This window comes from Arthrobacter sp. Soil736, assembly GCF_001428005.1.
Taxonomy (GTDB): Bacteria; Actinomycetota; Actinomycetes; order Actinomycetales; family Micrococcaceae; genus Arthrobacter.
Genome location: NZ_LMSB01000014.1, coordinates 51,308 through 76,109, shown reverse-complemented (window position 1 = coordinate 76,109; position 24,802 = coordinate 51,308). Strand labels below are relative to the sequence as shown.

The following is a 24,802-nucleotide window of genomic DNA, read 5'->3' as shown; positions in this document are numbered from 1 at the left end:
AGATACCACCAAAGCAGGAGCAACATTCGCCATACCACAAGCTTAACAAGCAAATCTAAAACTATTTTGGAGACACACCACTAGGTAGCAGCTCGCGCGTTTCTGGGCGCTGGGAACGGCGAGAGCTGCTACCTAGTTGGGGAGATGGGCTGCGGAGGTTATCCGCCGGCGAACGGGGGCAGGACGTCCACCACGTCGTCGTCGGACAGCACAACCGTCCGGTCCCGGACGGCGACCTCGTTGAGCAGGAAACTGCTGCGGGCCAGGATCCGCTCCAGCGGGGGAGTTCCGGCCGGCGGCTGGGGACGTTCGACGTCGAGCACCGCGGCCAGCAGCGCTTCCACCGTGGAGCCCGGGGGAAGTTCGAAGTGTTCCTCGTCGACGCCTGCCGCGGCGCGCGCGGCAGCGAAGTACCTTACGTTCAACTGTTCAGCCTCCGATGGCGCTCATGCTGCGGTCCGGCTGGACGAAGTCCGGGGCATCGAGTCCCACGTGGTCCATCCCGTGGGCTTTCGGCTTGATCCACATGGCGTCCTGCCAGCGCTCGGCCAGCTGCCGGTCGCTGGCGCCCTCCCGGAGCAGCCCGAGCAGGTCAAACTCCTCACGGGAGAACAGGCAGCTCATGATCTTGCCCTCCGCCGTGATCCGGGTCCGGCGGCAGTCCGAGCAGAACGGTTCGGTGACCGAGGCGATAATGCCCACGGTTCCCAGCGCCGCCCCGTGCCCGCCGGCTGAACCGGCCACCCGGCGTCGTACTTCAAAACGTTCGGCGGGCGCACCGTCGCGTTCCCGCGGATCCGGGCTGAGGACGTACTTGGCCGAGAGCAGCTCGCGGATTTCCGACGCCGTGATCATGTTCCGGCGCGTCCAGCCGTGGTCGGCGTCGAGCGGCATCTGCTCGATGAACCGGAGTTCATACCCCCGCTCCAGTGCCCAGGCCAGCAGCGACGGCGACTCGGCGTCATTGATGCCCCGCATCAGCACCGCATTGATCTTGACCGGGCCCAGGCCTGCGGCCCAGGCGGCGTCCACACCCGCCAGGACGCGGTCCAGGAAGGGGCGCCTGGTCAGCTTGGTAAAGGTTTCCTCGTGCAGGGAGTCGAGGGAGACGTTGATGCGCGTCAGCCCGGCAGCCTTGAGCGCGGCCGCCTTTTTGTCCAGGCCCACGCCGTTGGTGGTCATGGAGATCGGAAGCTCGGGGTGGGCCTTCCGGAGGGCGGCAATGATGTCGATGAGGTCGGCCCTGACCAGCGGTTCCCCTCCGGTGAGGCGAAGCTCGCGCACACCCAGCAGATCCACGCCGATCCCTACGATCCGGATGATTTCCGCGGCAGACATGACGGCCTGCTTGGCCAGCCATTCAAGCCCCTCCGCCGGCATGCAGTAGGTGCACCGCAGATTGCACTTGTCCGTGAGGGAAAGCCTCATGTCCGTGGCACGGCGCCCGTAGCGGTCCGCAAGCCCCGCGGGAGCATCGGCCGGGCGGGCAGCAGGAAGGGGCTGCGCGCCGGAAACCGGGGTGCCTCCGTCGCGGGGCTGCGGGATGCCAAGCTGAACACTCATGAATTCAGGCTACGCCACGCGGGGTGCATCGATCACGCCTGTGACTTCGCGGCGGGCGGCCGCGCCCGGGCAGCAGCATGCGGGACGGACCGGTCCACGCGGCCACACGCGGTGTCAACGGCCTGCATCGAACCTATGCTGGAAGTGTGAACGAGTCCCAGCCAGCCGGACCCGGGGCGGCAGCCGGACACCAGGACCACCCCGACGCAAAATCACGGCCGGCCGACGCTGTGCGCGTGGGACCGGACGACGCAGGGGAAGCCCCCGAAACAGGCCGGAAGGAGCCCCGCTGGTGGGCCGCGGCCGCCGGTATCGTGGCGGCGGGCACAGGACTCGTGGCCAGCGAACTCATCGCCGGATTTGTCAGCCCCTCCCTCTCGACCATGACAGCTTTGGGCGGCGCCGTCATCGATGCCGTTCCGCCGGGCGTCAAGGACTGGGCAGTTTCGCTGTTTGGCACAGCGGACAAGCTCGCGCTGCTGGCGGGCATGGCGCTGGGGATCGCCGTCTTCGCCGCGGTGTCCGGCGTGGTCGAGCTGCGCCGGCGCTTCGCGGGCGCCGCGATCTTCGCCGCCTTCGGCATCGTGGGAGTGGCGGCGGTCCTGACGCGCGCCCAGGTGACCGTCAGCGCCGTCGTGCTTCCTATGCTTGCCGCCGGCATCGCCGTGCTGGTGCTCCGGAACCTGATCGGGCGGCTGGCCGCCTGGCAGCTTGCCGGCTGGCAGGGCGAGGCAGCTGACGTGCCCGCGCGGCGCGGCTTCTTCCAGCTGCTGGGCGGCACCGCGGCTGCTGTCGTCGTCGGCGGTGCCCTTGCCACTGCCTGGCGGGGAGGCGCCGCCGGCGTCAACGAGCTCCGCAGGACACTGCGCCTGCCGGCGCCAACGCTCCCGGCGGCTGCCATTCCGCCCGGCGCCGACATCGGCCTGGCCGGAATGCAACCGCTCGTCACGCCGAATCCCGAGTTTTACCGCATCGACACCGCGCTGTCAGTCCCGGTCATCGATCCGCGGGAATGGAGGCTCAGGGTCACCGGCCTGGTGGACCGTGAGATCGAACTCGATTTCGCCACGCTGCTGGCCAAACCGCTGAGGGAACGCCACGTGACCATCGCCTGCGTGTCCAACGAGGTGGGCGGCGACCTGATCGGCAATGCGCTCTGGCTCGGCTGGCCCGTCCGGGAGCTGCTGGCGATGGCAGGCCCCAAGCCGGGCGCGGACATGGTGCTGTCCAGGAGCTCGGACGGCTTTACCGCCGGCACTCCGCTGGACGTCCTCACGGACGACCGGGACGCCTTGCTTGCCGTGGGCATGAACGGCGAGCCGCTCCCGCTGGAACACGGGTTTCCGGTCCGCATGATCGTCCCCGGGCTCTACGGGTTCGTGTCAGCCACGAAATGGCTCACTGAACTCAAGGTCACCAGGTTCGCCGACGACGTCGCCTACTGGACGCCGCGCGGCTGGTCCGCGCGCGGACCCATCAAGCTGTCCTCGCGCATCGACGTCCCCCGTAACGGCGGGTCCGTGCCTTCGGGCCGCGTGGCGTTCGGCGGGGAGGCGTGGGCGCAGCACACCGGCATCGGAAAGGTGGAGCTGCGGGTTGACCGGGGGAGCTGGCAGCAGGCCGACCTTGCTCTCGGCATCTCCGTGGACACCTGGTACCAGTGGCAGCTCGGCGTCGACCTTCAGCCGGGACAGCACGAAGTCCAGGTGCGAGCCACCGACCTTCGCGGTTCCGTGCAGACCGAAGAACAGCGGTCGGTCGCCCCGGACGGCGCCACCGGCTTCCACACCATTAGAGTTGACGTAAACCCGTAGCCGCCGCACCGAAGGCAGGACCATGCACAGCCACCCGCAGCCGCACGCCACTGCCACCAGCGCCGGTACCTCCGCCCGCCACGCGCACCGGAGCGTGGCGGAACACCGGCAGGCAGTCCGGGAACTCCTGGAACCGCTCGCAGCCGGACGCAGCCAACGGCTTCCCCTCGTCCAGGCACTGGGCCGCGGGCTGGCCGAGACCGTCACGGCGCCTCTGAGCCTGCCTCCCTTCGCCAACTCCCAGATGGACGGCTTCGCCATCCGCTCCGGGGACGTGCCCGACGGCGGCGCGGAGCTGCGCGTGGTTGCTCCCGTTCCGGCGGGGGCCAGCCCGGCAGCCCTGGAACCGGGCACGGCAGCCCCGATCATGACAGGGGCCATGGTCCCCACCGGGGCTGATGCCGTCGTGCCAATCGAGCGGGCCGTTCCAGCCGCGTTCCCTGCCGCCGGCGACGAGGCCACGGTGTGGTTGCCCCCGGCGACTGCGGGGACATTCATCCGCGAGGCGGGAAGCGACATCGAGGCGGGCGAGCGTGCCCTGGCTGCGGGCACCTTCCTGGGGCCCGGGCAGCTGGGGCTGCTGGCCGCCCTGGGGCTGGCGGACGTCCTGGTCCACCCTCCGCTGGCGGTTCTCCTCGTGACCACGGGCGATGAGGTGGTGGAACCAGGCGAACCGCTGGAGGGCGGCAAGATCTACGATGCCAACGGCACCCTGCTGGAAACCGCGCTGCGGCAGGCCGGGCTGGCCGTGGTCCGGGCAGGCATTTCCACCGACAACCCGGCGGAGCTCCGGGGCCTGCTGCGCAGCCAAACGGCGGCCGTGGACCTCATCGTCACCACCGGAGGAGTCAGCAAGGGCGCCTACGAGGTGGTGCGGCAGGCCATGGACGGCCAGGACGTGGCTTTTCAGCATGTGGCCATGCAGCCCGGCGGGCCGCAGGGACTCGGAACCTTCGACGGCGTCCCCCTCCTGGGGTTCCCGGGGAACCCGGTCAGTTGCCTCGTCTCCTTCGAGATGTTCCTTCGTCCCGTGCTCAGCGAACTGTTCGGGTCGCCGGCTCCGAGGCCCGTGATCCGCGCCCGGCTCGCGCAGCCGCTGACGTCCCCGGCGGGCAAGCACCAGGTACGGCGCGGGACGCTGCTGGCGGACGGAACCGTGCGGCTCGAGGGCGGCGAAAGCTCCCATCTGGTCCGGGCGCTCGCGCAATCAAACTCGCTGGTCCACGTGCCCGTTGGAGTCGACGCACTCGCGGCGGGCGCCGAAGTGGAAGTATGGATGCTGTGACTGCAGAAAAAGACAACGCCGCGCTGACGCACCTCCGCCGTGACGGCACGGCCCAGATGGTGGACGTCTCGGGAAAACCGGAGACCACCCGCGAGGCCACGGCCACCGCAACGGTTCGGAGCACTCGGGAGGTCCTGGCACTGCTGGGTTCCGGGGGCCTGCCCAAGGGCGATGCCCTGGCCGTCGCCAGGGTCGCCGGAATCATGGCGGCCAAGAAAACCCCGGAACTCATTCCGCTGTGCCACCCGCTACCGATTGCGAAGGTTACGGTCGACTTCGAACTGGGTGAGGAGGCCGTGGACATCCTGGCCACGGTGAAGACCAGGGGAGTCACCGGCGTCGAAATGGAGGCGCTGACCGCCGCCTCCGTCGCAGCGCTGAGCGTCTACGACATGATCAAGGCCGTGGACAAGCATGCAGTCCTGACGGACATCAAAGTGCTCGCCAAAAGCGGCGGCAAGAGCGGGGACTGGGCACTGTGAGCAACGCTTCGGCTAATTCAAAGCCCCACGTCCACGGTGAGGTGCAGGGCCGGAAGGCAGGCGTCGTCATTGCATCGACGCGCGCCGCTGCCGGCATTTACCGGGACGAGACCGGCCCGGTCATCATCGACTGGCTCACCGAACACGGATTTGAGCCGTTTCCGGCGATGGTGGTGCCCGACGGCGAGCCGGTGGGAGCCGCGATCCGCGCCCTCCTGACCCAGCAGCCCGCCGTCGTCATCACCAGCGGCGGCACCGGGCTGAGCCCCAATGACCGGACGCCGGAAATGACGCTGCCGCTGCTCGATCGCGAAATCCCCGGCATCATGGAGGGCATCCGGCAAGCCGGGATGGCCAAAACGCCCCATGCCATGCTCAGCCGCGGGCATGCGGGCGCGGCCGGACGGACATTCATCGTTAATCTGCCCGGATCACCGAAGGGCGTCATGGACGGACTGTCCGTGCTGGATCCGGTGATCGGGCACCTGTGCGACCAGTTGGAGGGCGGACATGGGCACTGAACCATCCCTGACGGAACCATCACTGACGGGACGCTCATTTGAAATAGTGCATGCGGTGCTGAGCGCGGAGCCCATCTCCGTGGACCAGGCCATCGCGGCCGTGGAGTCGGACACCGCCGGCGCCGTGGTCAGCTTCAGCGGCGTGGTACGGAACCACGACGGCGGCAAGCCGGTTGACCGGCTCAGTTACAGCGCGCACCCCACGGCCCACCAGGTGATGGCCGACGTCGTGGCGCAGCTGGTCGCTGAGCACGAGGGTGACGCCGGCGCCTCCACGCAGCCGGTCAGGATCTGGGCCGCGCACCGGGTAGGTTCGCTGGAAATCGGCGAACCGGCCCTGGTCTGCGCTGTGGCGGCGGCACACCGCGGGCAGGCCTTCGCCGTATGCTCCGAGCTCGTGGACCGCATTAAGGCACAGGTCCCCATCTGGAAGGAACAGTTCTTCAGCGACGGCACCGTGGAGTGGGTCGGGGCCGGGGAGTAGTTACGGGCCGGGGCGTCGGTGGCACGTGAGGTAACGCATGGCGCCCGGTTCCTTTCGCCGGGCGGGCGAAAGGTAGTGTTGAATCCATGACCGAACAACTCGCCGTCGCCGTCCTGGGCGCGAACGGGCGCATGGGCGCCGAGGCCGTCAAAGCTGTAGAAGCTGCCCCTGACATGAAGCTCGTCGCAGCTTTGGGACGGGGTGACTCCCTGGACACACTGCTCAGCGCCGGTGCCAGGTTCGTGGTGGATCTCACCGTTCCGGAGAGCACCGAGGAGAACGTCCGTTTCGCCGTCGAGAACGGCATGCACGCCGTAGTGGGCACCACCGGCTGGGACACCGGCAAGCTGCAGCAGCTGGACGCGCTGCTGGCAGAACGTCAGGACGTCGGCGTCCTGATTGCGCCGAACTTTGCCCTTGGTTCCGTGCTGGCGTCGGCTTTCGCCGCCAAGGCCTCCAAGTACTTTGAATCCGTGGAAATCATCGAGCTCCACCACCCTGACAAGGTCGATGCGCCCTCCGGCACGGCCGTACGGACCGCCCAGCTGATCGCGGCGGAACGGGCAGCGGCCGGCCTGGAACCAAGCCCCGATGCAACCACCAGCGAACTTGCCGGCGCCCGAGGGTGCAAAGTGGACGGCGTCCGTGTGCACAGCGTGCGGCTCCGCGGCCTCGTCGCGCATCAGGAGGTTCTTTTCGGCGGCCCGGGGGAGCAGCTGACCCTGCGGCATGATTCGTTCGACCGGGCCTCGTTCATGCCCGGGGTCCTCCTGGGCATCCGGAACGTCGCTAACCACCCCGGACTGACGGTGGGCCTGGACGGCTACCTGGACCTGGGGCTGTAAGTACCGTGAAACCACTCCTTGGCCCGCTGAAAAAGTACCGCACCAAAATCTGGGTGGGCGCCGTGACCCTCCTGCTGGTCTTCTACCTGGTGGTGTCCTTCCAGCGCTCGGTGCTCCTGCTGACGGACGCGGAGCCCGTGGCCAAGGCCATCGGTGCGGCGTACCTGGTCCTGCCGGCCATCGGCGCGTGGGCGCTGATCCGTGAATTGCTGTTCGGCGCCCGCACCGAACAGATGGCCCGCGTGCTCGAAGCCGAAGGCGGCCTGCCGGTGGACAACCTTCCCCGCACGCCCGCCGGGCGGATAGTCCGTGCCGCGGCGGACCAGGAATTCGAGAAGTACCGGGCGGAAGCAGAAGCAGCCCCGGACGACTGGCGGTCGTGGTTCAGGCTTAGCTGTGCCTACGACGCCGCCGGTGACCGCAAGCGCGCCCGTTCCTCCATGCGGGACGCGGTGCGGCTGTTCCAGGCCTCCAAAGGCGCCCTGACGCGGTAAGCGCGGGCGCTACCGGATCCCCGCCGGCTGGTGGCGTCCCACCTGGTTGGCGGCGTGCCCCAGCCATTCAAGCGGGCCGCGCCACTTCAGGATCGCGAAGACCATCCCGATCAGCACCGCCAACGCGGCATGGGCGAAGTACATCCCGTCCTCGGTCCATCCGGCCGGCATGGGCTTGAGGTGGAACGACGCCACCACGCACACATGGGCCGTGTACAGGGTCAGCGTCATGGCCCCGGCGCCGCGCAGCGGAAGCAGCAGGTCCAGGTCCAGCCATTCCCCCAGCCGGCCCACCAGCAGGCACAGCCCGACGACGGCGGCCGCCACGCCGCTCGTGTGCAGCAGATCCAGGGCGGTCCCGGAGTGGGGTGCGCTGCTGGCCAGCCACCACCATGAACCCTCCTGCCGGACGCCTGCCAAGTTGACCTGCAGGAGGCTGTCCAGCGGGTAGTTGGGGTCGGTGAGGAGTGCCTGCAGTTCGGCCCGGCCGCCCCATTCCTCCATGGCTGCCGTGCCCAGAACCTTCGCGAAGGCGGCCACCGCGGTGCCGCCGGCCAGCAGCAGCACCGGGACCACCGCCGTCGACAACGCCAACCGGCCAAGGATGAGGCCCACCAGCAGATACGAAATCCACTGGAACACCGGGTAGTAGCCCGTCAGGAAGAGGTCGCCCAGCAGTTGGCCGGGGGTGGACAGATCTTCCCAGCCGGGGTTGTGGTTCAGCTGCAGGGGCGGATCGGCGGCCATGAGCCAGGGCCGCAGCAGGAAAGCGATCACGGGGGAGCCCAGGATCCAGCCTGCGGCCCAGGCGCAGAGTGCTTTCAGCCGCAGCCCGATAAACGGCAGGATGCATAGGAAGAGGACGGCGTAGTGGACCAGGATCACCGCCACGTTGACGTCCAGCCCGCCGAGGGCAAGGCCGACGACGGCAATCACCAGGGCGCGCAAGGCGATGCCCCGCCGTGCCGCCGAAAGGGCACTGCCCTCGAGGGGCCTCTGCTTGCCGGTGGAAAGGGCCAGCCCGATGCCGGCCAGGACGGCGAAGAGGGCCGCAGCCCGGCCGGAGAACGTCAGCCCGATCCAGGTCGGGGTCAGCGCGGCGTCGGATTCGAACGTCGGCATCAGGTGCGTGGCCATCATGCCCAGGAGGGCCAGGCCGCGCGCGGCGTCTATTCCCGAAAGCCGGGTGCCGGCTGCGGCGCCTTTCTTGGTTCCGGACTGTGCAGCCGTGCTCCGCGAGGTCATGAAGCGATCGTCTCACATCCGGATATGGCGCCGTTCCCTCCTGGCCGGTTGTCCGCCGGCCCGAATGCGCGGTGGACGGAGACAGGTCTTGTATTCGAATATATGTTCGAATACTATCGTCAGCATGAACAACTCATCCAGGCACACGCTAGGGCGCGGCTCGGACAAGCGCCCGGACAAGCTCTCGGACAAACGCGCGGACCAGGGGGCTGCGCGGCCTGCACCGCCGGCACATGGCACTGCAGCACGCAGCACGACAGGACACAGCACGGCAGGGCTGCTGAAGGCGATGAGCCCCGGCGTAGTGGACTATCTGTTCAGGCAACTCGTCGCCGGCGAGTCCGCCGAGGACCTGCAGTGGAGCAGGGAGGGAATCGCGCTCTCGGCCCAGGTTCCCGGGGCGGAGCTGGCGCGCCGGCTGTCCGAAACGGACCTTGATGCGCTGACGCCCACGGAACTGTTCCACTACGTTCGCGCCGCCCAGCGCCTCGCCAGCTGGGCGGAGTCGCTGCGGGAAGCGGCTGTGGAACGCTACTGCGCGGGGACGGACCCTGCCTAGGATGGAGGCGTGACCTCAGCGCTGACCGTAACCTCCGTCCAGTATCAGGCTCTGGACGGCGGCATTGCCCGCAACGTGCCGGAGCATGTCGGCCTCATCGAGGATGCCGATTCCCACGGTGCCAGGCTGGTGATTTTTCCCGAACTTTCCCTCACCGGATATAACCTGCGCCTTCTCCAGGATGGGGACCAGTGGCTGGTGCCCGGCGATATCCGCCTGGATCCCGTCCGGGAGATCTGCCGGCGGACAGGGATTACCGCAGTGGTCGGAGCGGCCTTTCGCGAAGCGGGCGGCACGCCGCGGCTGGCGGCTGTGGCCCTCCACCCGAACGGCACGGCCGATGTCGGCTTCAAGACACATCTCCACGGGGAGGAGGAGTCCCTGTTTGCCGCCGGGCCGGGGCCGGCCGTCCTGGAGGTGGACGGCTGGAAGATTGCCTTGGCCATTTGCTTCGACGCAGCCCACCCCGTCCACTCGGGTACGGCCGCTGACGCCGGCGCGGACGTTTACGCCGTATCTGCCCTCTACACCGAGGGGGAGGGGCATCGTCTGGGGCTGCATCTGGGGGCGCGGGCCATGGACAACCGCATGTACACGGTGCTGGCCAACCTGGGCGGCCGGACGCCGTTGGGGCCCTCCTGCGGCCTGAGCGGTTTCTGGGGCCCGGACGGCCTGCCGATGCAGCATGCCTCCGGGACCGGAACGGAAGTGGTCACAGCCGTCCTGCGGCGCGGCCCCCTCGAACGGTACAGGCACGCCGCTGGGTGACGCGGCGGCCGCAGGCCTGGTGTTTTCCGGAATTTGACGATCATCACGCGCCGGCCATTGTCCTAACGTGCAGGTGACAGGGTAACGTTTTTCCCATGGCTGACACTTCCGCGAACATTCCTGCACTTGGTACCCTCTTGACCGCTATGGTCACGCCCTTCACCAAGGATGGCAAAGTGGACTACCAGCAGGCGGCGGAGCTGGCCAGCAAGCTCGTCGACGACGGCTGCGACGGTCTGGTGGTCACGGGAACCACAGGGGAAACCTCCACCCTCACGGACGAGGAAAACCTCGGAATGTTCCGCGCCGTAAAAGAGGCTGTCGGAGGACGGGCCAGCATCATCGCCGGCACCGGGACCAACGACACCGCTCACTCCGTGCACCTTTCCCAGCAGGCGGCCGCGCTCGGCGTCGACGGCCTCCTGCTCGTCACGCCGTACTACAACAAGCCCAGCCAGGCTGGCGTCCGCGCACACTTCGAAACCATCGCGTCGTCAACCGACGTTCCCGTGATGCTCTACGACATCCCGGGCCGCTCCTCCATCGCGATCGCACCCGAGACCATGATCCGTCTCGCGCAGCACCCGAACATAGTCGCCGTCAAGGACGCCAAGGCCGATTTCGCTGCGGCAACGCGCGTCATGGCGGAGACCGATCTTCTCTTCTACTCCGGCGACGACGGACTGACCCTTCCGTGGATGGCCCTGGGCGCCGTGGGACTCGTGGGTGTCACCACACATGTCGCTACCCGCCGCTTCCGGGAACTCATCGACGCCGTCAACGCGAACGACCTCGGAACGGCCCGCAAGATCAACTTCGAACTTGAGCCCGTGGTGCGCGCGACGATGACCCGCGTCCAGGGGGCCGTTGCGGCCAAACAAATTCTTAAATGGCAGGGAGTCCTGCCCAACTCGGTTGTCCGTTTGCCCCTCGTGGAGCCGGACGAAGCCGAGATCGAAATCATCCGCGAGGATTTGGCGGCGGGAGGGCTGGTCTTTTCCTGACGGACTGAGACCGGCACTCTTCCGCCTGGAAAGAAGTGCATTATGACCCAAGTAGCCCTACCCGGCCTCGTCACGCCTCCCCGTCTTCCCCAAGGCACCCTGCGGATCGTTCCGCTCGGCGGGCTCGGCGAGATCGGCCGCAACATGGCTGTGTTCGAAATCGACGGCAAGCTGCTCATCGTCGACTGCGGGGTCCTCTTCCCTGAGGAAACGCAGCCCGGCGTCGACCTGATCCTGCCCGATTTCTCCTACATCGAGAACCGGCTGGATGACATTGTCGCCGTCGTCCTGACCCACGGCCACGAGGACCACATCGGCGCTGTGCCGTACCTGCTCCGGCTCCGGAACGACATCCCGCTGGTGGGATCGCAGCTGACGCTCGCGCTCATCGAGGCGAAGCTGCAGGAACACCGGATCAAGCCGTACACCCTCACGGTGGTCGAGGGGCAAGTGGAGAAGTTCGGCCCCTTCGAATGTGAGTTCGTGGCCGTCAACCACTCGATTCCCGACGCCCTCGCCGTCTTCCTGCGCACTGCGGGCGGAACCGTCCTGCACACCGGTGACTTCAAGATGGATCAGCTGCCGCTGGACGGCAGGATCACGGACCTCCGCCACTTCGCCCGCCTGGGCGAAGAGGGTGTGGACCTGTTCATGTCCGACTCCACGAACGCCGACGTCCCCGGGTTCACCACCGCGGAAAAGGAAATCGGGCCCACCCTGGACCGGCTCTTCGGGCAGGCCAGCAAGCGCATCATCGTAGCCTCCTTCTCGTCACACGTGCACCGTGTGCAGCAGGTCCTTGACGCCGCGGGAAAGCACAACCGCAAAGTTGCCTTTGTGGGCCGCTCCATGGTCCGCAACATGGCCATCGCCGCGAAGCTTGGCTACCTGGACGTGCCGGACGGCATCCTCGTGGACGTCAAGAACATCGGGAACCTTCCCGACAACCGCGTGGTGCTGATGTCCACCGGTTCCCAGGGTGAGCCGATGGCCGCGCTGTCCCGCATGGCCAACGGCGACCACCCGGTGGTGGTTGGCGAGGGCGACACTGTCATTCTGGCGTCAAGCCTTATCCCCGGCAACGAGAACGCCGTCTTCCGCATCATCAACGGCCTGCTGAAGCTGGGTGCGGACGTCATCCACAAGGGCAACGCCAAGGTCCACGTGTCCGGCCATGCCGCGGCCGGAGAGCTGCTGTACTGCTACAACATCCTGGAACCGCTCAACGCCATGCCCGTGCACGGCGAGACGCGCCACCTGATTGCCAACGGAAAAATCGCCGAGGAATCGGGCGTGCCGGAGGCGAGCATCCTGCTGGCGGACAACGGCACCGTGATTGACCTCAGGGACCACCAGGCTGACGTCGTGGGACAGATCGAGGTCGGCTTCGTCTATGTTGACGGCTCCAGCGTGGGCGAAATCACCGACGCCGACCTCAAGGACCGCCGTGTCTTGGGCGATGAAGGCTTCATCTCCATCATTACGGTCATCAACCGCGCCACCGGAAAGGTGGTCTCGGGGCCGGAAATCCACGCCCGCGGCGTCGCCGAGGATGATTCGGTTTTCGACGACATCATCCCCAAGATCAATGCTGCGCTGGAGGAAGCCGTCCTCAACCGCACGGACCACACCACGCACCAGTTGCAGCAAGTTGTCCGCCGCGTGGTCGGAACCTGGGTCAACCGCAAGCTCCGCCGCAAGCCCATGATCATTCCGGTGGTCCTGGAAGCCTAGGCGCACGTCCCGGGGCCGGCCGCGCAGGCGAACACAGCCCCGAAGGCCCGTAAATCCGCGGATCCGGGGCCGGGGTGGAGTACCGTGGCACATATGGCCACACGTACTTCCCCCGCGCCAAAACGTACTTCCGGCGGCAAAGCAGGCACGTCCGCAGGCCGCGCCGGTCCCGCGGCGGCCAAGTCCGGCCGGGCGGGAGCGTCGGCCGGCACTGCCCGCACGCGTCAGCTGCCCGCCGTCGAAATCCGGCAGCCCTGGCTGCTGAGGGTTGTCGGCGGCGCGTGGCTCGGCATCGGCCATCTGGTGGGCGGGGGAGTGCGGCGGATCGGCCACGACGTGAGCGACCTCTCCCCGGAAGACCGCCGTGACGGTGCCGCGCTGTTCAACCTCGCGCTGGCGGTCTTCATTGCCACCTTTGCCTGGTGGGGACTCCGGGGCTGGTTCCCGGACACCGTCTACGCGGTGGTCAACGGCACGTTCGGCTGGATGTCCCTCGTGCTGCCGCTGATGCTGTCGGCCTGCGCCTTCAGGCTGTTCCGCCAGCCGGCCGACGGCCGGGGCAACAACCGCGTGGGCATCGGCTTCCTCATCATGACGTTCGCGGGTTGCGGGCTTGCCCACATCGTTGGCGGCCAGCCGACCGTAAGCGAGGGCTTTGACGGTCTGCGTCAGGCCGGGGGCATGCTGGGCTTCCTCGCGGCCTCACCGCTCGCGGCTATTCACACCGCCGTGCCGGTGGTCCTCTACGCCCTATTGGCATTCGTCTCGCTGCTGATTGTCACCGCCACCCCCTTCGGGGCCATTCCGCGGCGCCTGCGCGGCGCCTACGAGCACCTGATGGGCATCGACCTTCAGGACAACGGAGACGACGGCGGCGGACACGACCGCAGCTACCTCTACGACAGCGCCCCGGCAGAGCCGAAAAAGAAGCGGAAACGGCTCTTCGGCAAGGACCGGGACGCCGACGCCCGCCTCGAGGGATACGTCGGAGACGAAGCCTTCGAACATGCCGTCATCGACGACGACCCCGCACCCGGTTCTCCCAAGGGCGCCAAGGCCTCCAGCGCCGTGGCGCCAGGCGTGCGCCGCCCCACCCAGGCCGAGATCGCCGTCGAGAAGATCAAGGCAGCCCAGGGGCTGGGCAGCACTGCCGGACCGGCGGGCGAGAACGCCACCGAAGCCATCCCGCTCGTCACCCCCGGCATGGTCGCCGCCGGTTCGTTGAACCCGGCAGCCGGCGCAGCGGCCGCCCAGGTCCCGTCGCGGCCCGTCGCCCCCGCCCCGCCGCCCACGCCCATTCCGCAGCGCACCGAGCAGCTGTCGCTGGCGGGCGACGTCACCTACACCCTGCCGTCGTCGGACGTCCTGACGCCGGGGTCCATCCCGAAGGAGCGCACCGAGGCCAACGACGCCATCGTTGCCTCCCTGACGGAGACGCTGACGCAGTTCAACGTGGACGCCCAGGTGACCGGCTTCAGCCGCGGCCCCACCGTGACGCGCTACGAGATCGAGCTGTCACCGGGCACCAAGGTCGAGCGCGTCACGGCACTGTCCAAGAACATCTCGTACGCCGTGGCCTCGAGTGACGTCCGCATCCTGAGCCCCATCCCCGGCAAGTCGGCCATCGGCATCGAGATCCCCAACACGGACCGCGAAACCGTCTCGCTCGGCGACGTCCTGCGCAGCCAGAACGCCCGCCGCACCGACCACCCCATGGTGATGGGCGTCGGCAAGGACGTCGAGGGCGGCTACGTCGTGGCGAACCTGGCCAAAATGCCCCACCTTCTCGTTGCCGGCGCCACCGGTGCAGGCAAGTCCTCGTTCGTGAACTCGATGATCACGTCCATCCTCATGCGCGCCACGCCGGACGAGGTCCGCATGGTCATGGTGGACCCCAAGCGCGTGGAACTCACGGCGTACGAGGGCGTTCCGCACCTGATCACCCCCATCATCACCAACCCCAAGAAGGCCGCCGAGGCGCTGCAGTGGGTGGTCCGGGAAATGGACGCCCGCTATGACGACCTCGCCAACTACGGGTTCAAGCACATTGATGACTTCAACAAGGCTGTCCGGGCCGGCAAGGTCCACCCGCCGGTCGACTCCAAGCGCGTCATCCGGCCGTACCCGTACCTGCTGGTGATCGTGGACGAGCTCGCCGACCTCATGATGGTTGCGCCGCGCGACGTCGAGGATTCGATCGTCCGCATCACCCAGCTCGCCCGCGCCGCCGGCATCCACCTGGTCCTGGCCACCCAGCGTCCCTCGGTCGACGTCGTCACCGGCCTGATCAAGGCCAACGTTCCGTCGCGTATGGCGTTTGCCACGTCCTCCGTGACCGACTCCCGCGTGGTCCTGGACCAGCCGGGAGCGGAAAAGCTGATCGGCCAGGGCGACGCCCTCTTCCTGCCGATGGGCGCCTCCAAGGCCATGCGTGTCCAGGGCGCGTGGGTCACCGAGTCCGAAATCCACAAGGTGGTCGAACACGTCAAGGGTCAGCTCAAGGCGGTCTACCGTGACGACGTCGCCCCGGAGGCGCAGAAGAAGCAGATCGACGACGACATCGGAGACGACCTCGAGGTGCTGCTGCAGGCCACGGAGCTGGTGGTCACCACGCAGTTCGGTTCGACGTCGATGCTGCAGCGCAAGCTCCGCGTCGGGTTCGCCAAGGCCGGCCGCCTCATGGACCTCCTCGAATCCAGGGGAGTCGTGGGCCCGTCCGAGGGCTCGAAGGCCCGGGACGTGCTGGTCAAGCCGGACGACCTCGCCACCGTGCTGGCTGCCATGAAGGGCCAGGAGGCCCCGGCGGCGCCTGATTCCCAAACCGCCGCGCTCAGTGACAACGCCAACGCCAACATCGCCCAAGGCGGGTACGCCGAGGATCTTGTTGCCGCCGACCTGGACAACCGCACCCAGAGCGTGGAGTACTACGACGGCGCGGACGGCAGCTCCGGCGACGACGAGGACGGTTCCGAAGACGCCTGGTCCCTCACCGGACGGTAGCCTAGAAGGGTGACTAGCACCGAAGCGACCGCGGCCGGCTCCAACAGCTCCGGGATCTGGAATCTTCCCAACATCCTCACCATGCTCCGCATCGTGCTGGTGCCGTTCTTCGTCTGGTTCCTTGTCGCCGATGCACCGGGCCTGCGCAGTGAGTCCGGACCCTGGCGCTGGGCCGCCGTGGCGGCGTTCGCCGTCGCCATCTACACGGACAAGCTCGACGGTGACATCGCCCGGAGCAGGGGACTGGTCACCGACTTCGGAAAGATCGCCGATCCGATTGCGGACAAGCTCCTGATCGGCTCGGCCCTGGTCATGCTGTCTGTCCTGAACGAGCTGCCCTGGTGGATTACTGTCGTCATCCTGGTCCGTGAATGGGGCATCACCGCTCTGAGGTTCTTCGTGATCCGCTACGGCGTGATCCCGGCGTCCCGCGGCGGCAAACTGAAGACCGTGGTCCAGACTGCGGCCATTTTCCTCTACCTTCTCCCGCTGTCCGCCATCGCACCGTGGCTGGTCTGGGTCGCCTTCGCCGTCATGCTCGTCGCCGTGCTGATCACCGTGTGGACCGGCGTCGAATATGTCATTGAAGCGATGAAGGTCCGGGCGCAGGGGCTGCGCCGGCGCGCCGAGGAACGCCACGACCAGGAACACGAACACCACGACCACGAACACCGCAAACCGGAAACCCGGGAGGGATGACCATGACCAACCTGCACCGGATCGCCGGCGAGGCCGTCGCCGCAGCCGTGGAACGGGGAATCACCGTCGCCACCGCAGAATCGCTGACGGCCGGCATGGTCACGGCGATGCTGGCAGACACGCCAGGCGCATCGTCCATGCTGCAGGGCGGCGTTGTTTCCTACCGGAACTCCGTCAAGCGGGACGTCCTTGGCGTTCCGCAGGCGCTGCTGGACTCCGTCGGCTCCGTTGACGGCGCAGTGGCGGCAGCGATGGCCGACGGCGCGCGACGAACCTTGGGCGCGGACCTCGGAGTGTCCACCACGGGAGTCGCCGGGCCTGACGAGCACGACGGCAAGTCAGTGGGGACAGTGTTCATCGGCGTCGCCACAGCCCAGGGCTCGACGTCGTTTCCGTACAGCTTCGAGGGCACCCGGGCAGAGATCCGGGCCCTGGCCTGCGCGGCCGCGCTGGAACGGCTTCAAGAGGCCCTAGCGTCGCTAAGCTACCGGGAGTAAGGTTGCCGGGAACAAAAAGCGAATCCGAATAGTTGTTATTTTGTGTCGCCTCCGCATCAGGGAGGCGCCTAGGATGAAAAGACCAAAAGCGGTTCGCTTCACGCGCACCGGACTAAAGAGGGAGCAAGGCGATACAGATGGTAAAGCAGCCCGTATCCGTAAACGGCGTTGTCCGCTGGAAGGATGTGGGCCTCGCCGATCAGGCAAAGAGCGAACAGAAGGAGCGCAAGATGGTAGTACTTCGTCACGAAATCGGTGATGTTCTGCGCGACGTTCGCCAGCGTCAGGGCCGGACGCTCCGCGAAGTTTCACACAGTGCCAGGGTTTCCCTTGGGTACCTCAGTGAAGTGGAGCGCGGCCAGAAGGAAGCCTCTTCGGAGCTGCTGTCTTCGATCTGCTCGGCCCTCGACGTTCCGCTGTCCAGCATGCTCCGAGAGGTCAGCGACCGCGTGGCAGTGGCCGAGGGCGTTGCCGTTCCGGACACCGTGCCGCAGGAATTCTCGCAGCGTTACGGCCGCGACCTTGACCGCGAACTCAATACTGACCTGTCTGACGAACTGGCCAAGGGGCTGCTCTCGGGCGCCCGGTAACCAGCTCCACGGAATATAGACGCGAGGCCTCCGGCTCAGGCCGGGGGCCTTAGTCGCGCCTTCCCGGGACGAGCGGCACACCGTTTGCCGGCGCCCGGCCCAGTCGGGGTTCCTGGCGTTTTAGGGAGTGCCGTCCTTCGGGAAGCCGTCACGTTCGTACGTGGCGTTGAGCTTGGCCAGGTAGGTGGCCAGGGCCTCAAGATCCTCCACGGGCCATTCGCCCAGCCTCTCCCGGAAAACCTGCCGCCTGGCGTCCTGCACCTGGTGCATTTTCTCCTCGCCGTGCGGCGTGAGCCTGATGGTCTGGGCGCGGCCGTCCATCGGGTCTGCCTCCTTGACTACGAGGCCGATGCTCTCGAGGAATGCAATCTGGCGGCTGACCGACGGCTTGCCTACACCGATGCAGGAAGCCAGCTCTGTCAGCCGGATGGGACCCTCTTTGCGGATCACCGTCAGCAGGCCGTATGCGGCTGGCTCCATGTCCGGATGCACCTGGCGTGACAGCTGCTGCGATACGGACCGGGCACGCCGCCAGAAGAGGCTGATCTGATGCTCCACGGTCTTCAGCGCGGCATCGAGGGTGTCCTCGGAGGGGGCGGAGACTCCGGGGACGTCAGCTGGGTTGCTCATGGCAACCATTCTATGGTCCGCGCCCGTGAGAGACTCTATGGCGTGAGAATTAGTGATTTTTGGCGGCTCATGGACGACGAATTCGGCGCAGGCTACTCGCGCGTGCTCGGCGGCTCACTGGTGCTTGCCGGCGTAGGCAGCCGGACCGCGGTCCAGGCCCTTGCCGCGGGCGTCAACCCTCGCGACGTCTGGCTCGCCGTCTGTGATGTCCAGGACGTCCCCGCGGAGCGCCGCCTGGGCCGCGACATCAAACCCAGCCGGAACTGACCGGCGTCCCTGGCACGACTGAAGAGGCCTGACACGCCGACAGATTGTTCGAATATCTGTTCGGGTAGGGCTATGCTTTTTTTGAGCAGGTTATCCACATACGCACTCCCGCCCGGCAACAATGTCAGAGGGCGGCATTAGCGTCAGTGATGACAGAAAACAGGCCGCACAGGCCACTCCAACGCGAGAAAGCATTAGAGGTGTGAACCATGGCGGCAGCCCCGGATCGTGAAAAGGCGCTTGAAGCAGCGCTTGCCCAGATTGACAAGCAGTTCGGCAAAGGCTCCGTCATGCGGCTGGGCGATGAAGTCCGGGCCCCGATTGAGGTTATCCCGACAGGATCCATCGCCCTGGACGTGGCGTTGGGAATTGGCGGACTGCCGCGCGGCAGGATCGTCGAAATCTATGGACCGGAATCGTCCGGTAAGACCACCGTTGCGCTGCATGCTGTGGCCAACGCCCAGCGGCAGGGCGGCATCGCCGCCTTCATCGACGCCGAGCACGCCCTCGATCCCGAGTACGCGGCCAAGCTTGGCGTCGACACTGACGCCCTGCTGGTCTCCCAGCCGGACACCGGCGAGCAGGCGCTGGAAATCATGGACATGCTTATCGGCTCCGGCTCCCTTGACGTCATCGTCATCGACTCCGTGGCCGCGCTTGTGCCGCGTGCGGAAATCGAAGGCGACATGGGAGACAGCCACGTCGGCCTCCAGGCGCGCCTCATGAGCCAGGCCCTGCGAAAGATCACGGGCCGGCTGAGCCAGACCAAGACCACCGCCATCTTCATCAACCAGCTCCGGGAAAAGATCGGTGTCTTCTTCGGCTCGCCGGAAACCACCACCGGTGGTAAGGCGCTGAAGTTCTACGCCTCCATCCGTATCGACGTCCGGCGGATCCAGACGCTGAAGGAAGGTGCTGACTCCGTTGGCAACCGGACCAAGGCGAAGATCGTCAAGAACAAGATGGCCCCGCCCTTCAAGATCGCCGAGTTCGACATCATCTACGGCCAGGGCATCTCCCGCGAGGGCGGCATCATCGACATGGGCGTGGAGCACGGCATCATCAAGAAGTCGGGTTCCTGGTTCACCTACGACGGCGATCAGCTCGGCCAGGGCATGGAGAACTCCCGCCGCTTCCTGCGCGACAACCCTGAACTGGCTGCGGAACTGGAGCGGCTCATCAAGGAAAAGCTGGGCGTCGGGGTGGCCCCCGCGGCCGCTGACGCCGCGGCTTCCCCGAAGCTGAAGGCCGTTGACGGGTTCTAGCAGCAAGCGCCGCGCCGCGTCCGCCGGTCAGGAGTCAGCCCCGCCGTCAGCATTCGCGGAGGGCAGGTTCGCGGAGGACAGGGAGCCTGACCCTGCTGCGGTGGCGCGCGCCATCGTGCTGCGGCAGCTGACCAATTCGCCCAAGAGCAGGCTGCAGCTCGAGCGCAAGCTGGCGGAGCGCAACGTGCCCAAGGACGTCGCCGCCGCTGTCCTTGACCGCTTTGAAGAGGTCAGGCTGGTCGATGACGCGGAGTTTGCCGAGATGTGGGTGCGGAGCCGCTCACAGACCCGCAAGCTGGCCAAGGGTGCCCTCCGGAGGGAACTGGCGGAAAAAGGCATCGACGGGGACACCGCGGCGTCGGCCTTGGAACAGCTCAGCGACGACGACGAGGAAGCGGCGGCCCGCCAGTTGGTGGAACGCCGCCTCCGGGTGGGAACTGACCTGTCAGACCGCGCCGAGCGGGACAAGGCCACCCGCCGGCTGGCGTCCATGCTCGCCCGCAAGGGGTACCAGCCGTCGCAGGCTTTCCGCATCGTGGGCGAAGTGCTCGACGCCGCATCAGGCAGCTGAGGGTCCGGCAGCCAAGCTTTGCGCGGCTCAGTCGCCAGCAGTTCGGGCGCAGGCAGCTGGGGCATGAGGGAGCCGGGCGCAGCCGGTACGCTTAACGGGTGAGTCTGACCTATCCTTCCCCCGCATCCGGCACCGTTCCAGCAGCAACCGACGCTTCGGCCGCGCCCCGCACATACCAGGTGCGAACGTTCGGCTGCCAGATGAACGTCCACGATTCCGAGCGGATGGCAGGGATGCTGGAGGCCGCCGGCTATGTTCCGGCCGAAGGCGCCCAGGCCGACGTCGTCGTGTTCAACACCTGCGCCGTACGGGAAAACGCGGACAACAAGCTGTACGGCAACCTGGGCATGCTGGCGCCCATCAAGGCAGCCAACCCGGGCATGCAGATTGCCGTGGGCGGCTGCCTGGCCCAGAAGGACCGCGAGACCATCCTGAAGAAGGCGCCGTGGGTGGATGCCGTTTTCGGGACGCACAACGTGGGCGCCTTGCCGGCACTCCTGGACCGGGCACGCCACAACAACGAGGCCCAGCTCGAGATCCTCGAGTCTCTGGACGTCTTTCCGTCGACGCTGCCCACCAAACGCGACTCCGTGTATTCGGGCTGGGTGTCCATCTCCGTGGGCTGCAACAACACCTGCACGTTCTGCATCGTCCCGGCCCTGCGCGGCAAGGAAAAGGACCGCCGGCCGGGGGACATCCTCGCCGAGGTGCAGGCCCTGGTGGATGACGGCGCCATCGAAGTGACGCTCCTTGGCCAGAACGTCAACTCGTACGGCGTGGAATTCGGCGACCGCCAGGCGTTCTCCAAGCTGCTGCGCGCCTGCGGCGAGATCCCGGGCCTGGAAAGGGTCCGCTTCACGAGCCCGCACCCGGCAGCGTTCACCGACGACGTCATTGACGCCATGGCCGAAACAGCCAACGTCATGCCCCAGCTGCACATGCCGCTCCAGTCGGGCTCCGACAAGGTCCTCCGCGACATGAAGCGGTCCTACCGCTCCGCGAAGTTCCTCGGAATCCTGGACAAGGTCCGGGCGAAGATTCCGCACGCCGCGATCTCGACCGACATCATCGTCGGCTTCCCGGGGGAGACGGAAGAGGATTTCCAGGCCACCCTGGACGTCGTCGAAAAGTCACGTTTCGCCACGGCCTTCACCTTCCAGTACTCCAAGCGGCCCGGCACGCCGGCCGCGGACCTGCCGGATCAGCTGCCCAAGGCTGTGGTGCAGGAACGCTTCGAACGGCTCACGGCCCTGCAGGACCGCATCGCCGCGGAGGAGAACGCGAAGCAGCTCGGACGCCGCGTCGAGGTCATGGTCACCGCCCAGTCCGGCCGCAAGGCGGAGGAAACCCACCGGTTGTCGGGCCGCTCGCAGGACCAGCGGCTCGTCCACTTCTCCGTCCCCGACGGTGCCCCGGCGCCACGCCCGGGCGACCTGGTCACGGTCACCGTGACGGAAGCGGCAGCCTTCCACCTGGTCGCGGACCCGGCAACGCCCGCCGACTACGCCCTGCGGCGTTCGCGCGCGGGCGACGCCTGGGACAGGGCGCAGGCCGACTCCTGCGGCGCCCCCGCCCCGGGTGCCACGGGCACCGCGGGGAAGACCGGGGTCTCGCTGGGCATGCCGTCCCTTCCTGTCCGGAGCCGCCAATAACGTGGGCGACACTTCCGGAGCCGTGAGTTCCCGGACGCCCAGTCCGGACGGGCCGCCCGTCATTGCCGTCGTCGGGCCCACCGGCTCGGGAAAGTCCGACCTCGCCGTCGAGCTCGCCCTGGCACTGGACGGCGAAGTCATCAACGCCGATTCCATGCAGTTCTACCGGGGCATGGACATCGGGACGGCCAAGATCACCGATGCCGAGCGCAGGGGAGTGCCGCACCACCTGCTGGACATCCTGGACGTCACCCAGGAAGCGTCGGTGTCCGACTTCCAGCAACTGGCGAGGGCCGCCGTCGCCGATATCCACAGCCGCGGAAAGCGGGCCATCCTGGCCGGAGGCTCCGGGCTGTACGTGCGCGCCGCCCTCGATGTCCTGGAATTCCCGGGGACCGATCCGGAGATCCGCGGCCGGCTCGAGCAGGACCACGCCTCCGTCGGGACGGCTCCGCTGCTCGAACGCCTGCGGGCCGTCGACCCGGTGTCCGCCGGGCGGCTCGGTGACGGCCGGCGCATCATTCGTGCGCTGGAGGTCTTCGAGCTGACAGGGCGGCCGTTCAGCTCCTTCATGCCCACGCGCGAGTACGTCCAGCCAGCCGTGCAGATCGGTCTGGCGGTTGACCGGGAGGTGCTGCGCGGACGGCTGGCCGAACGCGTTCACCGGATGGTGGAGCGCGGACTGCTGGCCGAGGTTGAACGGCTCGAAGCAGCCGGGCTGCGCCGGGGCAGGACCGCGCCCCGCGCCCTTGGCTACGCCCAGTTCCTCAAAGTGCTCGACGGCGAGGCGGACGTCGCCCAGGCCACCGAGGAGACCATTGTGGCTACAAGGCAGTTTGCCCGGCGCCAGCTCACCTGGTTCCGCGCGGATCCCCGCATCAAGTGGCTCGACTGGCAGGACCCCGCCCTCACGGCCAAGGCCGCGGCGCTGTGCTCCTGAAGCCCGTTTTCCGGACCCCGGCGGCGTGAAGGTAACCTTGAACCATGGATGAAACCCTTGCAGAAACAGCCGAGTCAGCCACCTCGCAACTGAGCGGCCTCCGCTTCTCCAAGGGCCACGGAACGGGTAACGACTTCGTCCTCATCGCCGACCCCGAGGGCACGCACTCCATCTCCCCTGAGCAGGTTGCCCACCTGTGCGATCGCCACCGCGGCATCGGCGGCGACGGACTCATCCGGGCCGTCCCCTCCCGGCTCCTCGACGAAGGCCGGCAGCTTCTTGCCTTGCACCCCGACGCCGAATGGTTCATGGACTACCGGAACGGAGACGGCTCGCTGTCGGAGATGTGCGGCAACGGCGTGCGCGTGTTCGTCCACTTCCTCCTCGCCGAAGGCCTGGCGGAGCTCCCGGCGGGCGGTTCGATGGCCATCGGCACCCGCGGCGGCGTCAAGACCATTGTCCGCACGGGTGACGGATACGCCGTCGATATGGGGCCGTGGGAGTTCATCTTCCCGGCTGAGGCGGCGGCGCGCGCCATGGATTCCCTCGTCGGCGCCGACGGCCTGGAAGTGCCCCGCCCGGCGTTGTCCGTCAGCATGGGCAACCCGCACACGGTTGTCGCGCTGGCCGAACTCTCCGAGCTGGAGGGCATGCGGCTCTTCACGGCACCGCACGTTGACCCCAAGCCTGCCCACGGCACCAACGTCGAGTTCGTCGTCCCGGCGGAGCCGCTGGTCCATGACGGCGTCGGCACGGTGACCATGCGTGTCCATGAGCGCGGCGTCGGCGAAACGCAGTCGTGCGGAACCGGAGCGTGTGCTGCGGCGGTGGCAATCCGTCACTGGGCCGGACAGGGCGCACCGGACGCCTGGCGCGTGAAGGTGCCGGGCGGCGTCGTCGGGGTTAAATTCTTCACTGTGGCCGACGGCCGCGAGCACGTGGAGCTCAGCGGCCCGGCAACGATCGTTGCTACCGGGACGCTTTCCTGACGCGCAGGATCCGGAAAGCCTTCGACGTGCTCTCCCGGCTCACCGTGAACGAGTCATCGAGCACCTCGACCAGCCAGCGCTGAAGGGAATCCGAGCCCAGGTTCTTCTGCACCACGAGCCAGGCGGAACCGCCAGGGGCCAGCCGCGGCAGCCAGAGCAGCAGCAGTGAATGCAGTTCATCCTTGCCGATCCGGATCGGCGGGTTGGACCAGATCGTGTCGAAGCGCAGGTCCGGATCAACAGCCTCCGGAGTGCTGGCCGTGACGTTGTCCAGGCCAAGCAGGGCAGCGTTCCCGTTGGTGAGCGCGATGCAGCGCTCATTGACGTCCACGGCGTAAACCCGTGCATGCGGAGCGCGCAGCGCCATCGTCAGGGCAATCGGCCCCCACCCGCAGCCGATGTCCAGCAGGTTCCCCTGCGGGGCCGGCGCGGGCACGTCCGCCAGCAGGACCGCCGTGCCTTTGTCGATTCCGTCGGGGCTGAAGATGCCGGCGGAGGTCTGCAGGTTCCGCGTTTCACCCGCCAGTTCCACCGTGAGTGGCTTGCGGGTGAAAGGCCCCGCGGGCGAGGCGCTGAAATAGTGGGCAGACTCCATAACTGGCCAGATTAGTGGGCCAGCCGCCCACATGGGAAACCGGACCATGCGGTCTGCTAGGCTGGAACGCATGTTCTTGATCTTTGAGTAGCCGGCCCCGTCGGACCTCCCCGAATAGCCCGCCATTCCGGCGGTCGCCTCGGGCGCAGACGACCCCTCCCGGAGCGATGCAGGTATTGACCTTCCGCCCCGCGCGCCGCAGCACCCCCCACTCAGATCAACTAACCGGCCCCCGGGCGTACCCGCCGCGGCCTCACAGGAGCCTCTCCATGACCCCTCGCCGTCAGCCCAGCGCGAATACCGCGCCCA

26 protein-coding genes are annotated in these 24,802 nt (G+C 67.4%); 21 read left to right on the top strand and 5 right to left on the bottom strand.

Annotated elements, in window-relative coordinates:
• Positions 1–158 precede the first annotated feature (158 nt).
• Both ASG92_RS10985 and moaA read right to left on the bottom strand, forming a co-directional pair.
• A complete protein-coding gene (locus ASG92_RS10985; RefSeq protein WP_056627878.1) occupies positions 159–425 on the bottom strand; it encodes a MoaD/ThiS family protein in 267 nt (88 codons plus the stop codon).
• Positions 426–429: 4 nt separating this feature from the next.
• Positions 430–1,563, bottom strand: a complete 1,134-nt coding sequence (gene moaA / locus ASG92_RS10980; protein WP_200951947.1) for a GTP 3',8-cyclase MoaA — start codon at positions 1,561–1,563, stop codon at positions 430–432.
• A 383-nt stretch (positions 1,564–1,946) separates the two neighbouring features.
• Between moaA and ASG92_RS10975 the strand changes: the two genes are divergently transcribed.
• From ASG92_RS10975 to ASG92_RS10945, 7 genes are all read left to right on the top strand, one after another.
• Positions 1,947–3,377, top strand: a complete 1,431-nt coding sequence (locus tag ASG92_RS10975; protein ID WP_240987088.1) for a molybdopterin-dependent oxidoreductase — start codon at positions 1,947–1,949, stop codon at positions 3,375–3,377.
• Positions 3,378–3,399: 22 nt separating this feature from the next.
• Positions 3,400–4,662, top strand: a complete 1,263-nt coding sequence (gene glp / locus ASG92_RS10970; RefSeq protein ID WP_082579447.1) for a gephyrin-like molybdotransferase Glp — start codon at positions 3,400–3,402, stop codon at positions 4,660–4,662.
• Positions 4,650–5,144 carry a cyclic pyranopterin monophosphate synthase MoaC gene (gene moaC / locus ASG92_RS10965; protein ID WP_056627876.1) on the top strand — a complete coding sequence of 165 codons (495 nt, stop codon included), beginning with the start codon at positions 4,650–4,652 and terminating at the stop codon, positions 5,142–5,144. Before glp ends, moaC begins: the two co-directional genes overlap by 13 nt.
• Positions 5,141–5,665 carry a MogA/MoaB family molybdenum cofactor biosynthesis protein gene (locus ASG92_RS10960; protein ID WP_056627874.1) on the top strand — a complete coding sequence of 175 codons (525 nt, stop codon included), beginning with the start codon at positions 5,141–5,143 and terminating at the stop codon, positions 5,663–5,665. The genes moaC and ASG92_RS10960 overlap by 4 nt, the downstream gene beginning before the upstream one ends.
• Positions 5,655–6,149 carry a molybdenum cofactor biosynthesis protein MoaE gene (locus tag ASG92_RS10955; RefSeq protein ID WP_056627873.1) on the top strand — a complete coding sequence of 165 codons (495 nt, stop codon included), beginning with the start codon at positions 5,655–5,657 and terminating at the stop codon, positions 6,147–6,149. Before ASG92_RS10960 ends, ASG92_RS10955 begins: the two co-directional genes overlap by 11 nt.
• Before the next feature lie 86 nt (positions 6,150–6,235).
• Positions 6,236–6,994, top strand: coding sequence for a 4-hydroxy-tetrahydrodipicolinate reductase (dapB, locus tag ASG92_RS10950; protein ID WP_056627869.1), 759 nt, complete (start codon positions 6,236–6,238; stop codon positions 6,992–6,994).
• 5 nt (positions 6,995–6,999) lie between these two features.
• Entirely contained in the window at positions 7,000–7,488 is a 489-nt protein-coding gene (locus tag ASG92_RS10945) for a hypothetical protein (RefSeq protein ID WP_056627866.1), read from the top strand.
• A 9-nt stretch (positions 7,489–7,497) separates the two neighbouring features.
• Here ASG92_RS10945 and ASG92_RS10940 read toward each other — a convergent pair whose 3' ends face one another.
• A complete protein-coding gene (locus tag ASG92_RS10940) occupies positions 7,498–8,733 on the bottom strand; it encodes a heparan-alpha-glucosaminide N-acetyltransferase domain-containing protein (RefSeq protein ID WP_056627864.1) in 1,236 nt (411 codons plus the stop codon).
• A 124-nt stretch (positions 8,734–8,857) separates the two neighbouring features.
• Here ASG92_RS10940 and ASG92_RS29740 point away from each other — a divergent pair, with 124 nt between their 5' ends.
• The 8 genes from ASG92_RS29740 (at position 8,858) to ASG92_RS10900 (ending at position 17,584) form a co-directional block, all read left to right on the top strand.
• The gene (locus ASG92_RS29740; RefSeq protein WP_240987087.1) at positions 8,858–9,292 is read left to right on the top strand and encodes a hypothetical protein; all 435 of its coding nucleotides are present in this window, start codon (positions 8,858–8,860) and stop codon (positions 9,290–9,292) included.
• A gap of 9 nt (positions 9,293–9,301) precedes the next feature.
• A complete protein-coding gene (locus tag ASG92_RS10930; RefSeq protein ID WP_056627858.1) occupies positions 9,302–10,060 on the top strand; it encodes a carbon-nitrogen hydrolase family protein in 759 nt (252 codons plus the stop codon).
• A gap of 95 nt (positions 10,061–10,155) precedes the next feature.
• A complete protein-coding gene (dapA, locus tag ASG92_RS10925) occupies positions 10,156–11,064 on the top strand; it encodes a 4-hydroxy-tetrahydrodipicolinate synthase (RefSeq protein ID WP_056627856.1) in 909 nt (302 codons plus the stop codon).
• A 42-nt stretch (positions 11,065–11,106) separates the two neighbouring features.
• Positions 11,107–12,798, top strand: a complete 1,692-nt coding sequence (locus tag ASG92_RS10920) for a ribonuclease J (RefSeq protein WP_056627853.1) — start codon at positions 11,107–11,109, stop codon at positions 12,796–12,798.
• Positions 12,799–12,891: 93 nt separating this feature from the next.
• Complete coding sequence (locus ASG92_RS10915; RefSeq protein WP_056627850.1) at positions 12,892–15,798, top strand: DNA translocase FtsK; 2,907 nt, start codon at positions 12,892–12,894, stop codon at positions 15,796–15,798.
• Positions 15,799–15,807: 9 nt separating this feature from the next.
• Positions 15,808–16,497, top strand: a complete 690-nt coding sequence (gene pgsA / locus ASG92_RS10910) for a CDP-diacylglycerol--glycerol-3-phosphate 3-phosphatidyltransferase (RefSeq protein ID WP_056627847.1) — start codon at positions 15,808–15,810, stop codon at positions 16,495–16,497.
• 2 nt (positions 16,498–16,499) lie between these two features.
• Positions 16,500–16,994 (top strand): CinA family protein, encoded by a 495-nt coding sequence (locus ASG92_RS10905; protein ID WP_056627897.1) that lies wholly within the window; start codon positions 16,500–16,502, stop codon positions 16,992–16,994.
• Between the two features lie 137 nt (positions 16,995–17,131).
• On the top strand, positions 17,132–17,584 hold the full coding sequence (locus ASG92_RS10900; protein ID WP_055798349.1) for a helix-turn-helix transcriptional regulator: 453 nt from the start codon (positions 17,132–17,134) through the stop codon (positions 17,582–17,584).
• A gap of 120 nt (positions 17,585–17,704) precedes the next feature.
• Here ASG92_RS10900 and ASG92_RS10895 read toward each other — a convergent pair whose 3' ends face one another.
• On the bottom strand, positions 17,705–18,214 hold the full coding sequence (locus ASG92_RS10895; RefSeq protein ID WP_056627844.1) for a MarR family winged helix-turn-helix transcriptional regulator: 510 nt from the start codon (positions 18,212–18,214) through the stop codon (positions 17,705–17,707).
• Between the two features lie 42 nt (positions 18,215–18,256).
• Between ASG92_RS10895 and ASG92_RS10890 the strand changes: the two genes are divergently transcribed.
• The 6 genes from ASG92_RS10890 (at position 18,257) to dapF (ending at position 23,898) form a co-directional block, all read left to right on the top strand.
• Positions 18,257–18,481, top strand: a complete 225-nt coding sequence (locus tag ASG92_RS10890; RefSeq protein WP_056627895.1) for a DUF3046 domain-containing protein — start codon at positions 18,257–18,259, stop codon at positions 18,479–18,481.
• Between the two features lie 209 nt (positions 18,482–18,690).
• The gene (gene recA, locus ASG92_RS10885) at positions 18,691–19,746 is read left to right on the top strand and encodes a recombinase RecA (protein ID WP_056627843.1); all 1,056 of its coding nucleotides are present in this window, start codon (positions 18,691–18,693) and stop codon (positions 19,744–19,746) included.
• A 100-nt stretch (positions 19,747–19,846) separates the two neighbouring features.
• On the top strand, positions 19,847–20,317 hold the full coding sequence (locus tag ASG92_RS10880; RefSeq protein ID WP_056627840.1) for a regulatory protein RecX: 471 nt from the start codon (positions 19,847–19,849) through the stop codon (positions 20,315–20,317).
• A gap of 98 nt (positions 20,318–20,415) precedes the next feature.
• Positions 20,416–21,969, top strand: a complete 1,554-nt coding sequence (gene miaB, locus ASG92_RS10875; protein ID WP_082579445.1) for a tRNA (N6-isopentenyl adenosine(37)-C2)-methylthiotransferase MiaB — start codon at positions 20,416–20,418, stop codon at positions 21,967–21,969.
• Between the two features lie 22 nt (positions 21,970–21,991).
• Positions 21,992–22,909, top strand: coding sequence for a tRNA (adenosine(37)-N6)-dimethylallyltransferase MiaA (gene miaA, locus ASG92_RS10870; RefSeq protein WP_056627889.1), 918 nt, complete (start codon positions 21,992–21,994; stop codon positions 22,907–22,909).
• 44 nt (positions 22,910–22,953) lie between these two features.
• Positions 22,954–23,898, top strand: coding sequence for a diaminopimelate epimerase (gene dapF, locus ASG92_RS10865; RefSeq protein ID WP_056627838.1), 945 nt, complete (start codon positions 22,954–22,956; stop codon positions 23,896–23,898).
• On the opposite strand, the gene ASG92_RS10860 is transcribed toward dapF, so the two are convergent.
• Complete coding sequence (locus ASG92_RS10860; protein WP_056627835.1) at positions 23,879–24,493, bottom strand: methyltransferase; 615 nt, start codon at positions 24,491–24,493, stop codon at positions 23,879–23,881. The genes dapF and ASG92_RS10860 overlap by 20 nt on opposite strands.
• Positions 24,494–24,802 lie beyond the last annotated feature (309 nt).

Bases quoted from the DNA above. Each gene is read 5' to 3' on its own strand.
- moaA (WP_200951947.1), bottom strand. From the start codon at position 1,563: ATGAGTGTTCAGCTTGGCATCCCGCAGCCCCGCGACGGAGGCACCCCG.
- ASG92_RS10975 (WP_240987088.1), top strand. From the start codon at position 1,947: ATGACAGCTTTGGGCGGCGCCGTCATCGATGCCGTTCCGCCGGGCGTC.
- glp (WP_082579447.1), top strand. From the start codon at position 3,400: ATGCACAGCCACCCGCAGCCGCACGCCACTGCCACCAGCGCCGGTACC.
- moaC (WP_056627876.1), top strand. From the start codon at position 4,650: ATGGATGCTGTGACTGCAGAAAAAGACAACGCCGCGCTGACGCACCTC.
- ASG92_RS10955 (WP_056627873.1), top strand. From the start codon at position 5,655: ATGGGCACTGAACCATCCCTGACGGAACCATCACTGACGGGACGCTCA.
- dapB (WP_056627869.1), top strand. From the start codon at position 6,236: ATGACCGAACAACTCGCCGTCGCCGTCCTGGGCGCGAACGGGCGCATG.
- ASG92_RS10940 (WP_056627864.1), bottom strand. From the start codon at position 8,733: ATGACCTCGCGGAGCACGGCTGCACAGTCCGGAACCAAGAAAGGCGCC.
- ASG92_RS29740 (WP_240987087.1), top strand. From the start codon at position 8,858: ATGAACAACTCATCCAGGCACACGCTAGGGCGCGGCTCGGACAAGCGC.
- dapA (WP_056627856.1), top strand. From the start codon at position 10,156: ATGGCTGACACTTCCGCGAACATTCCTGCACTTGGTACCCTCTTGACC.
- ASG92_RS10920 (WP_056627853.1), top strand. From the start codon at position 11,107: ATGACCCAAGTAGCCCTACCCGGCCTCGTCACGCCTCCCCGTCTTCCC.
- ASG92_RS10915 (WP_056627850.1), top strand. From the start codon at position 12,892: ATGGCCACACGTACTTCCCCCGCGCCAAAACGTACTTCCGGCGGCAAA.
- ASG92_RS10905 (WP_056627897.1), top strand. From the start codon at position 16,500: ATGACCAACCTGCACCGGATCGCCGGCGAGGCCGTCGCCGCAGCCGTG.
- ASG92_RS10900 (WP_055798349.1), top strand. From the start codon at position 17,132: ATGGTAAAGCAGCCCGTATCCGTAAACGGCGTTGTCCGCTGGAAGGAT.
- ASG92_RS10895 (WP_056627844.1), bottom strand. From the start codon at position 18,214: ATGAGCAACCCAGCTGACGTCCCCGGAGTCTCCGCCCCCTCCGAGGAC.
- recA (WP_056627843.1), top strand. From the start codon at position 18,691: ATGGCGGCAGCCCCGGATCGTGAAAAGGCGCTTGAAGCAGCGCTTGCC.
- dapF (WP_056627838.1), top strand. From the start codon at position 22,954: ATGGATGAAACCCTTGCAGAAACAGCCGAGTCAGCCACCTCGCAACTG.
- ASG92_RS10860 (WP_056627835.1), bottom strand. From the start codon at position 24,493: ATGGAGTCTGCCCACTATTTCAGCGCCTCGCCCGCGGGGCCTTTCACC.